The sequence below is a fragment of the Haladaptatus paucihalophilus DX253 genome (genome assembly GCF_000376445.1).
Lineage (GTDB): Archaea > Halobacteriota > Halobacteria > Halobacteriales > Haladaptataceae > Haladaptatus > Haladaptatus paucihalophilus.
In genome coordinates, this window is record NZ_AQXI01000002.1 from 482131 (window position 1) to 491863 (window position 9733).

The 9733-nt window shown below is 62.4% G+C and carries 10 protein-coding genes; 2 read left to right on the forward strand and 8 right to left on the reverse strand.

Features of this window, described 5'->3' with window-relative positions; genetic code table 11:
- Positions 1-18 precede the first annotated feature (18 nt).
- A complete protein-coding gene (locus tag B208_RS0118520) occupies positions 19-477 on the reverse strand; it encodes a universal stress protein (protein ID WP_007983085.1) in 459 nt (152 codons plus the stop codon).
- 130 nt (positions 478-607) lie between these two features.
- On the opposite strand from B208_RS0118520, the gene B208_RS0118525 reads away from it, so the two are divergent.
- Positions 608-1714, forward strand: a complete 1107-nt coding sequence (locus B208_RS0118525) for a Gfo/Idh/MocA family protein (protein WP_026177944.1) — start codon at positions 608-610, stop codon at positions 1712-1714.
- A gap of 96 nt (positions 1715-1810) precedes the next feature.
- Here B208_RS0118525 and B208_RS0118530 read toward each other — a convergent pair whose 3' ends face one another.
- From B208_RS0118530 to B208_RS0118550, 5 genes are all read right to left on the reverse strand, one after another.
- Positions 1811-2923 (reverse strand): oligopeptide/dipeptide ABC transporter ATP-binding protein, encoded by a 1113-nt coding sequence (locus tag B208_RS0118530; RefSeq protein WP_007983089.1) that lies wholly within the window; start codon positions 2921-2923, stop codon positions 1811-1813.
- The gene (locus B208_RS0118535; RefSeq protein ID WP_018129049.1) at positions 2920-3999 is read right to left on the reverse strand and encodes an ABC transporter ATP-binding protein; all 1080 of its coding nucleotides are present in this window, start codon (positions 3997-3999) and stop codon (positions 2920-2922) included. The genes B208_RS0118530 and B208_RS0118535 overlap by 4 nt, the downstream gene beginning before the upstream one ends.
- A complete protein-coding gene (locus tag B208_RS0118540) occupies positions 3996-5036 on the reverse strand; it encodes an ABC transporter permease (protein WP_007983093.1) in 1041 nt (346 codons plus the stop codon). Before B208_RS0118540 ends, B208_RS0118535 begins: the two co-directional genes overlap by 4 nt.
- Positions 5023-6027: an ABC transporter permease gene (locus B208_RS0118545; RefSeq protein WP_007983095.1), complete on the reverse strand. Its 1005-nt coding sequence runs from the start codon at positions 6025-6027 to the stop codon at positions 5023-5025. Before B208_RS0118545 ends, B208_RS0118540 begins: the two co-directional genes overlap by 14 nt.
- A 61-nt stretch (positions 6028-6088) precedes the next feature.
- The gene (locus B208_RS0118550; RefSeq protein ID WP_026177945.1) at positions 6089-7897 is read right to left on the reverse strand and encodes an ABC transporter substrate-binding protein; all 1809 of its coding nucleotides are present in this window, start codon (positions 7895-7897) and stop codon (positions 6089-6091) included.
- Between the two features lie 162 nt (positions 7898-8059).
- Between B208_RS0118550 and B208_RS0118555 the strand changes: the two genes are divergently transcribed.
- Positions 8060-8293, forward strand: a complete 234-nt coding sequence (locus B208_RS0118555; protein WP_007983100.1) for a hypothetical protein — start codon at positions 8060-8062, stop codon at positions 8291-8293.
- A gap of 24 nt (positions 8294-8317) precedes the next feature.
- Here B208_RS0118555 and B208_RS0118560 read toward each other — a convergent pair whose 3' ends face one another.
- On the reverse strand, positions 8318-9238 hold the full coding sequence (locus B208_RS0118560) for a HEAT repeat domain-containing protein (RefSeq protein WP_007983102.1): 921 nt from the start codon (positions 9236-9238) through the stop codon (positions 8318-8320).
- A gap of 89 nt (positions 9239-9327) precedes the next feature.
- A partial coding sequence (locus B208_RS0118570) for a GDSL-type esterase/lipase family protein (RefSeq protein WP_018129051.1) occupies positions 9328-9733 on the reverse strand: 406 nt, incomplete at its 5' end.

A 9733-nucleotide genomic window follows, 5' to 3' on the forward strand; every position in this document is an offset into this window, starting at 1 on the left:
GGTTCCCGACCGCATCGTTCACTCCATCGTGATCGTGACGAGTCCGCCGAAGTTGAGTATCACTTGCTGTGCGAAATCGCCGAAGAGCGCCTTTCCCGTCGGAGAGCGCCCCGTTCCGACGACGAAGGCGTGGTCGCAGTCGTATTTCTCACCCGCCTCAACGACGCGGGACCCGCGTTCCTTGTCCCCGACGACGGCGGCGACGGTCGTGAACTCGACGCCCATCCCGTCGAGGACACCGGCGGCGAACGCCGCGGCGTCGTCGGCCGCCGCCTCCGTGACGGCACCGGTGTCGTAGCTCACGTTCTCGACTTTCCCGACCGATTCAAGCGTCTCGACGCCCTTTTCGTACTCCGATTCGTCGAGGAAGGTCAGTACCACGAGTTTCGCGTCGGCCGCGGCGGCCCACTGCCCGGCCTCACGGAGAAGTGTTTCGTGCGCTTCCGTCTCGTCGATGGCTATCACTCCACGTTTCATACCCACGGTAGGCGAATCGACCACTATAAAATAACGGGGTAGTGGCAACGAACGAATCCGGTGAGACGGAAAACGGGGCGCAACAGGGGAAACCACTATGATACCGCTCTCCCACTGAGTACATGTCTCAATGAGTGAGCACACCGTCGCGATAGTCGGGACTGGGCCAGACCCATCCAACCCGACCGTCAAAGGATTCGCTATGGGGTATCGACACGCGGAAGCGTACACGAACCACGACGACTGCCGCCTCGTCGGCTGTGCGGATATCGTCCCGGAGAACGCCGTAGCCTTCGCCGACGCGTTCGACATTCCGGACGACGGTATCTTCGAATCGTACGAGAAGATGCTCGACGCGCTGGAACCGGACATCGTAAGCGTCACCGTTCCACCCGCAATACACGCCGATATCGTCGTCGGCTGTGCTCGGCGCGACGTCGAAGCGATTCACTGCGAGAAACCGATGGCGACCGAATGGGCGGACGCCAGACGGATGGTACAGGAGTGTCACCGTCGAGATGTCCAACTGACGTTCAACCGACAGCGGCGCTTCGGCCGTCCGTTCACGGAGGCCAAACGGCTGCTCGATGCGGGAGAAATCGGCGAGCTTCGTCGTGTCGAAATCGGCTGGGGCGACTTCTACGACACCGGCGCGCACACCGTCGACCTCGCCGGAATGTTCAACGACGACCGACCGGCCGAGTGGGTCATCGCGGGGTTGGACTACCGGGACGAGGACGTTCGGTTCGGCGTGCATCAGGAGAACCAGATGTGGGCGCAGTGGCGCTACACGAACGGCGTGTACGGCATGGCTTCCACCGAACCCGAGGCGGAATTCGTCGGCGCGGCGCTCCTTCTCCGCGGAACGGAGGGCATCATCAGAATCGACGCGACCGACGGTCCGATGCTCGAACTCGAACGGGGCGGGACCAAAACGGAAATCGACGTCGGCGGCGAAACGATGCACCACACGGGAGCGGAGGAGGGACGATACGGCTCCGAGTTCCACGACCGTGCGGTCGCAGAAATCGTCGATTCGCTCGAAACGGGTGCGGAATCTACCATCAGCGGCCGCATCGGACTCAACACGACCGAGATACTGTTCGCGGGCTACGAATCGGTACGCCGTCGCGGACGGGTGGACTTACCTCTCGACATCGATGACAACCCGCTCACATCGATGGTGGATTCGGGTGCTATCGTCCCCGAACCAGCTCCCGAGGAAGCCGAACAGTAGACGGAGAACTGTCTTTTCGCGTCGTTCGACGCCGTTCGACTGGTTTTCCGGTGGCGGAATCGAAAACGGGTTGCGGAAACGGGTACAGCGCTCGAATCAGTCCATCTCGACGCCGCCGCTCGTCGAACCGGGGTCGGACTCGGGTTCCACGCCGTCGAGTGGCTCGCTGTTCCAGTACTCGTGTCGCTCGTCGGCCCGGAAACACGCCGCTTCCGACGATTCATCGACCGAAATCGGGTCGGGCGTCTCGCGCGTACAGACTTCCCGCGCCTTCGGACAGCGCGTGTGGAACCGACAGCCCGAGGGCGGGTTTATCGGGTCTGGAACGTCGATCTTCCGCATCGGGAAGTCGCTCGTGACGGACATGTTCATACCGAGGTTCGGCGTCGCCCAGCGGAGCACCTCGGTGTACGGGTGCTGTGGGTTCTGGATGAGTCGCTCGGCGGGACCGAGCTCTGCGAGCTTCCCGAGGTACATCACGCCGATTCTCCCCCCGCCGTGTTCGGTGAAGTAGCGGGCGTTCGAGAGGTCGTGCGAGATGAACACGTAGGACGTGTCGAACACGTCCTGCAGTTCGAGCATGAGGTCCATCATCTCGACGCGCAACGAGACGTCCAGCGCGCTGATGGCCTCGTCCGCCAGAATCACGTCCGGGTTCATCAACAGCGCGCGGCTGAGGACGACGCGCTGTTTCTCCCCGCCCGACAGTTGATGGGGGTAGCGCTCGGCGAAGTCCGGTGCCGGACTCATGCCAACTCTGTCGAGCAGCGAGTAGATTCGCTCCCGTCGCTCGCCGGTGCTGAGACCGGGACTGACCTGCCGGAGCGGTTCGGAGAGGATGGACACGATGCGACGGTTGGGATTCAGCGAACTCCCCGGGTCTTGGTGGATTATCTGTAGCGACCGGCGCACGTCGCTCCACGCGATGTCCGCGTCGCTGTTTCCGTCCCGGATATCCCAGATGTCGTGGCCCTTGTACTCGACGCTCCCGGCGGTCGGCCGTTGGAGTCCGATGGCCGTCTTGCCGAGCGTCGTCTTTCCGCACCCGGACTCGCCGACGAGCGAAATGACGTCGTTTTCCTCGATGTCGATGGTGACTCCATCGACGGCGCGGACAGTCTGTGCCTCCCCGTCGAAATCGAGGAGTCCGGGCTCGTTCTCGAAGTGGACCTCCACGTTCTTCAGTGAGAGGAGCGGCGCGTCGCTCACCGGTCCTCACCTCCCGGCCGTTCGGACGGATGTTCCAATAGGTCTTCGTAGTTCAACGCTATTTCCTCCCGTGCTTCCTCCCAGTGGAAACACGCGGCCGCGTGGTTCGGCGACGGCGTTTCGAACGCTGGGTCGTTTCGGACGCACTCGCTGGTTGCGAGCGGGCACCGCGGATGGTACGAACAGCCGTCCGGGACGTTGATGGGTGCAGGACTCTGGCCTTCGATGGGACGCATCTCCTCCAGCGGCGCGTTCAGACTCGGCGTCGAGTTCAGCAGCGCCCGCGTGTACGGATGTGCCGCGTCGTCGACTATCTCCTCGGCCGGTCCGACTTCCACGATGTCGAAGGCGTACATCACCGCGAGCCTGTCCGCCAGCGCGGCAACGAGCGGCAGGTCGTGGGTGATGAACACCATCGTCAGGTCGTACTTCTCCCGAAGCTCCTTCAGCAGGATGAGAATTGACTGTTGCATCAGCAGGTCGAGCGCGGCGGTCGGTTCGTCCATCACGAGGATATCGGGTTCCAGCACCAGCGACAGCGCGAGGAGCGCCCGCTGTTGCATGCCGCCGGAGAGTTCGTGTGGGTACGAAGCGAGGACGCGCTCGGGGTCGAGGTAGAGGTCCGAGAGGAGTTCTCGCGCCCGCTCCATTCCCGCCGTTCGGTCGGCGTCGTGCGCGTCCAACGTGTCGTGGAAGTGGTCACCGATGGACATCGTTGGATTGAACGAACTCATCGCACCCTGGAACACCATCGATATCTGCTCCCAGCGCATCGACCGTAGTCCTTCGTCGCTCTGTTCGAGGACGTCGATTTCCGTCCCCCCGTCCGGGCGGTAGACGACCCGTCCTTCGAGTATCCCGGGGTCGGGAATGGCATCGAGGATGGTCTCGGCGAACATCGATTTGCCGGACCCGCTCTCGCCCACGACGCCGACGATTTCGTTGCGCCCGATGTCGAGACTTACGTCGTTCAGGACGTACGACTCGCCGTCGTCGTAGGTGACCGACGCGTTCTGTATACTCAGTATCGGATCCGTTACCTCGGAGGAGTGAACGTTCGTTTGTTCGGATATCATTGTGACATCACCTCGGTGTTCTCGTCTGACTCTTCGAGCGACGACGATTCTCCCGCGAGACGGGTTCTGACGCGGGGGTTGAACACGCGGTCGAGACCCTGTGCGAGCAGGATGAGCGACAGCGCGATACCCATTATCATGACCATCGGCACGACCAGTTGGTACAGCGCGCTCGTCCCGACGAGGGCACCGGCCTGCTTGTACGCGTTGTTCAGCTGGATTCCCCAGTTCGGAACCGACGTCGGGAGGATTCCCAGATAGTAGAGACCGACCGACGTGAAGACGACGTACCGGGCCGCGTTGGCGAAGTTGACCAGCACGAACGGCATCAGGTTCGGGATGATGTCCTTGAACAGGATGCGCGGCGTGCTGACGCCCATCGTCCGCGAGGCCTCCACGTAGGACGCCTCGCGCAGGGTGAGCACTTGGGACCGGATGGACCGTCCCAACCCGGCCCAGTAGTTGACGGTGATGAGGATGCCGATGAGGACGGGGTTGTCCGGTCGAAAGACCACGGCCAACACCATGATGAGGGGAAGCCCCGGAATCGTCATCGCGATGTCGGAAAACGACGTCAGCACGGCGTCGACGGTTCCGCCGCTGTACCCGGCGACGGTCCCGATGACCAGCGCGATGGCGGTCGCGAAGATGCCGCCGGTTGCGATCATGATGAGCATCGATGGCGTCGCGTGAATCGCCATCGCCAGCACGTCCACGCCGGACTGGGTGGACCCCAGCGGCGCGCTCCAGTCCTGAAACGGCGCGAGATTCCGCGGCACTTGGTTCGAAATCGGCTCGGGGTAGAACCACGCGCCGACGGTTCCGATGAGGATGTAGACGGTGAGGATGATACCGCCGATGCGGGTTCGGCGGTCGTCCCACGCGACGAGGCCCGGCTTGTAGACGAACTCCGTGTAGAAGTCCCCGAGTCGTTCCTTCCACGTGACCTCGACGTCCGAGGTGGTCGTCTCGAAGCTGAACTCCTCGACCCTCGACCCGCCGTCGGCGACGGCGTTCGAGTCGTCAGTACGCTTCACTGGAATCACCCGATTGAACCCGCGGGTCGATCCTTCCGTAACTCAGGTCGGCGATGTACACCGAGAGCACGAGCGCCGTCGTGATGACGAGGAAGATACCCATCATCAGCGGATAGTCGCGGTTCTGTAACCCCTGAAACAGGTAGTAGCCGACGCCCGGATAGGTGAATATCTGTTCGAGGATGACGGACCCGCCGAGGTTGAACCCGATGAGGGTCAGAAAGCCCGTGTACATCGGGAGGACGGCGTTCCGTCCCACGTACCACACCGAGATGCGGCGGTCCGAGAGGCCGCGAAGTCGTGCGACCCGAACGTAGTCCTCGCCGAGCACCTGAATGCTGTTCCCCCGCATCGCGAGCGCCTGCAATCCGGCTCCGGAAATGACGAGGGAGACGATGGGCAGGAACGCGTGATAGAGTGCGTCGGTGACGAACTGGAGCGTGAATCCGGGTTCGACGCCGGGGCTGAGCCGATACCGAACCGGCAGCACCTGAAACTTGTATCCGAGCAGGACTACCAGCCCGATGGCGAGGACGTAGAACGGTATCGAGGAGAGCAGAATCGACAGGCTGCTCGATACCATGTCGAATCTGGTTCCTTCCTTGTACGCCATCAATGCGCCCCAGACGATGGCGATGGCGAAGATGATTATCGTCGCCGTCACCATGACGAATATCGTCCACGGTAGCGCTTCGCCGATGATGCTCGCGACCGTTCGCGGGTACGTGAACGACTTCCCCATGTCGCCGTGGAGCAGCGCCGTGATGTAATCGAAGTACTGGGCGTAGAGCGGCGCGTCCGGTTGGAGGTTCTGGTACGTCTCGATGATGGAGTTGATCTGCTGTGGCGGGTATCCCTGTCGGATCAACTTTCCTCGGAGCTGGGTCAACGGCCCTCCCGGCAACAGCCGAATCATGCCGAACGTGAGCGTGACGACGAGCCAGAGGGTCAGAAGCGCCCGTGCCGTTCGTTTAACGTAGTAGTTGGCCATGGTTTCGATATATCCTTCGCAGTGGTATATGGTGTGGATGCGTTATTTCGTTATCCGTAGTTCAGTTACTCGCGTAGTTCATCTTTCCGAGACGCGGCAGCCACGTTTCCGGCCATCGGACCTTGGACACCTCGGCTCCCTTCTCCGGGATGTCCCACACGTCGCCCGTCAGGAACGATTGCGTCTGCTTCTCGGCCACGGGGAGCATCGGGAGGTCCTGATTCGTGACCCACGCCTGTTCGACGGCGATCTCCGTGACTTTCGCCTCGTCCGTCGCGTGCGACATGGCTTTCAACCGCTCCGACGGATTGACCGTCATCTCGCCCGACCCGCCGCGTTTCGGGACCGTCACCGTGCCGTGGTTCCCGCCGCGATTTTCGTTCGCCGCCGGATAGTTGTACGTGAATCCGCGATAGTTCTCCAACATCATCTGGCGCAGCGAGAAGTACGGGAACGTCGCCTGTCCGCCACCCGGAAGCCAACTCCCCGAGGCGAGGACGAAGTTGCCGTTCGGCCACACCTGTCCCTGCAGGTTGCCGAAGGTACGGCCGTCCACGCTCGATTTGAACCCGAAGCTGTTGAGCTGATCCACGACGGTCTGTGTCGCGGTCACCCAGTCCGACCACCCGGACGGAACCTGCACGGGGAGCTTCACGACGTCGCCGTCGCTGTCGTGCCACGTTCCGCCCTGCTTTTTGTATCCAGCGTCTTTGAGAACCGCCTCGGCCTTTGCGGTCTTCGATTCGGATTTACCGTAGTCCGTGAAGTCGTTCCGGGAATCTCCCAGCCACTTATCGACCGCACTTGAGGCGATTCCGACGGAGAGTTCGGCGGGCTTCTTCGAGGCGGGTCCGGCGTTCTTGACGATGGCCTTCCGGTCGAGGACGTAGGCGATGGCCTGTCGAACCGCGCGGTCGCCCGCGTGCTTGTGGTCGAACTGCGGTACCAAGCCGTAGCCGACGCCCGACGGGAACTTGATCTCCTGCCAACTCTTCGGCAACTGGTCGAGGATGTGGGGTGGCGTGAACGCGGTGGCGACCGAATCGATTTGGTTGGAGGTCATCGCGTTGTACACCGACTGGTTCCCCTCCATGTACAGGTAGGAGTACGTCTCGAAGTTGATCTTGTCCGAGTCGGGGTGGTCGTCGCGGCGCTTGGTGACCACCTGTTGTTGACTGGTGCTCTCGAACGCGAACGGGCCGCTCGCTATCGGTTCCTTCCACGCGAAGTTCTGTAGCTCGTGGAGGCCGGACTTCTCGTCTTTCTCTATCTTGTTCAGGTACTTTCCGAAGACGCTCTTTTTCTGCTGAACGTGGTTGTTGACGAGCACTTGGAACTTGACGATGGTCTTGTTGACCGGTTGGGAAAAGTGCATGACGACGGTCGAATCGTCCTTCGCCTCGATGGATTTCGTGTAGTCGGCGTACCCCGTGCCCGTGTGCATGCCGAGTTTCAACTGGGTAACGATGTCGTCCGCGGTAACCGCGTCCCCGTTCGCCCACGTCAGGCCGTCTCGCAGTTTCATGGTGAACGATTTGTCACCGAACGACCAGTCCGTTACCGCGTACGGGACGAACTCGTTTTTCGCGAGATTGTACTGGGCGAAGCGGTCGAACAACAGGTTCTGTGACGCCTGTGCGTAACTCGACGGGTTCGAAGGGTTCCACTGAATGTTCGTCGGAACCTGATTCACACGGCTTATGTGTTTCTTGTCGTATATCTGCGACCCGTCGCCGGTTCCGTCTCCGCCGTTGTCGTCGTCACCCCCGCCGCTACACCCGGCCAGCGCGGCGGCGCCAGCGGTCCCGGCCATCGCGAGGAGATGCCGACGGCTATATACGTCACTACGACTCGTGGAATCGTCTCTCATGGTCCAATAGAACCAGAACATTAGTCATAGATAAATGTTTGCACACCATCAACCATTACGCTCCGTTCGGGACGAAAAGCGACGTACGGGATAGGACGACGGTACTCGTCCCGAACGAACCGGTTTGCGAACTTTCTTGACGGAATCGGACGATACGCCGGTATGAACGAATACGACCGGTTCTGGGAGCTCGTCTACGGCGCTCGACGGTACCTCCAGTTGCTGTTGTTCTTCCTCCTGTTCCTCCTCGTACTTTCGGGGGCCGCACTCGTCTTCGGACAGTCGAACCCCGCGTCGGCCGCGATGCTCCTGGTCGATTTCGCACTCATCGTCGGCCTCGGGGCGGTCGTCGCCGGTGTGTATTGGTACAGCGTCCGTCGATACGCGAGACGGTAATCCGCCCGAACCGACCGTCCGCCGTCACGCGGTTCGAGAATCGTCGGCCGTCCCGTCCGCTGTCGTCCGCGCCAACGACCGAATCTCGTCGTCGAGCGGTGCGTCCCCGTCGGCGAACTCGCGGAGCGGTTCGACAGCGGTCGGGTCGCCGACGTTACCTAACGCACTGACGGCGTGAACCTGTACGGCCCTGTCCGGGACCGAGAGGCGGTCACACAGCGGTTCGACCGCATTCTCCACGGCCTCCGGATTCGCCTCGGAAATCATGTTCACCGCGCAAACGCTCGCCGACAGCACCGCACCGGACCCGTCCTCGATGAGGGCGACGAACCGCGATGCGTGCGGGCGAACCGACTCGGGGTCGATGGTTGCGACCTCGTAGACGACGTTCGCGACGACGGTTCGAGCGGTGATTTGCCGTCGCAGTTCCTCCCGATAAACGTCGGTCACGTGTGCCCGCGGTTCCGCATCGTTCGAAAACGCGTCCGCTCCGCCAGCGGTCGGGTCCGTGGGTTCGGTTTCCATGGCCGTGACGAGTTCGCCGACGTGCGGGACGAACCACTCGGCGCGTTCGACCGCCAGCACCCGAACGACTTCGGAGGCGAGGGCCGGAATCAGCGGCGTCTCGTGTTCGAGCAGGGAACAGAGGGACGGAATCGCTTCACGAACGGCTTCCGGCGAGTCCTCCGCGATGGCGGCGAGGACGACCAGCGACTCCCGGAGGACGACGATTCGGTCGTCGTCGAGCGCCCCGACGAGCGTGGGAACGAGCGGTTCGACGCTATCGAGATCCCGTTCGGCTACCGCCGAGACGAGTCGCGCCGCGTGGGTTCGGACGAGGTTGTCCTCGCGTTCGAGCGCCGCGCGGAGGCCTTCGGTGTCCACGTCGCCCGGTGAAACTGTTTCCGGGTCGAGTGCCGTGATTTCGTCGTTGTCACCCGTCATTCGACCGAAGACGGCGACGCCCGATAGAAATACGTGACGGTCGGCGGAGTCGTCCCGCGACGCCCGTTGGCGATCCGGAGGCCATCCATTCAATCGAGCAGTTCGGCGAGTCGTCCGGCCACGGTGCGTCCGATGGCCTCCATTCCGGCGTCCCCCGGATGCAACACGTCCACGGTCAGTCCGGTCGCATCCATCGCCTCGTCGCCGTCGATGACGTGAAGGTTGTCGTGTGGCGACTCGGCGACGACATCCCGTAACGCCGCCCGAAAGTCCGCGGCGCGCCGGGCGTCGTCGTCCCGAACCACGTCGGCGTGATACGGAAACAGCGTCACGCATGCGACCGGGCGGGTCGGATGCGCACCGGCGACCGCGTTCGCCAGCGCATCCGCGCGGTCGCGGAACTGCGCGAGCGTGAATCCTCGGTTCGCCATGTTCACCGAGAGCGAGAGGGTTGCGACGTCCCAATCGTCACGACCAGCGAGGTAATCGGCCATG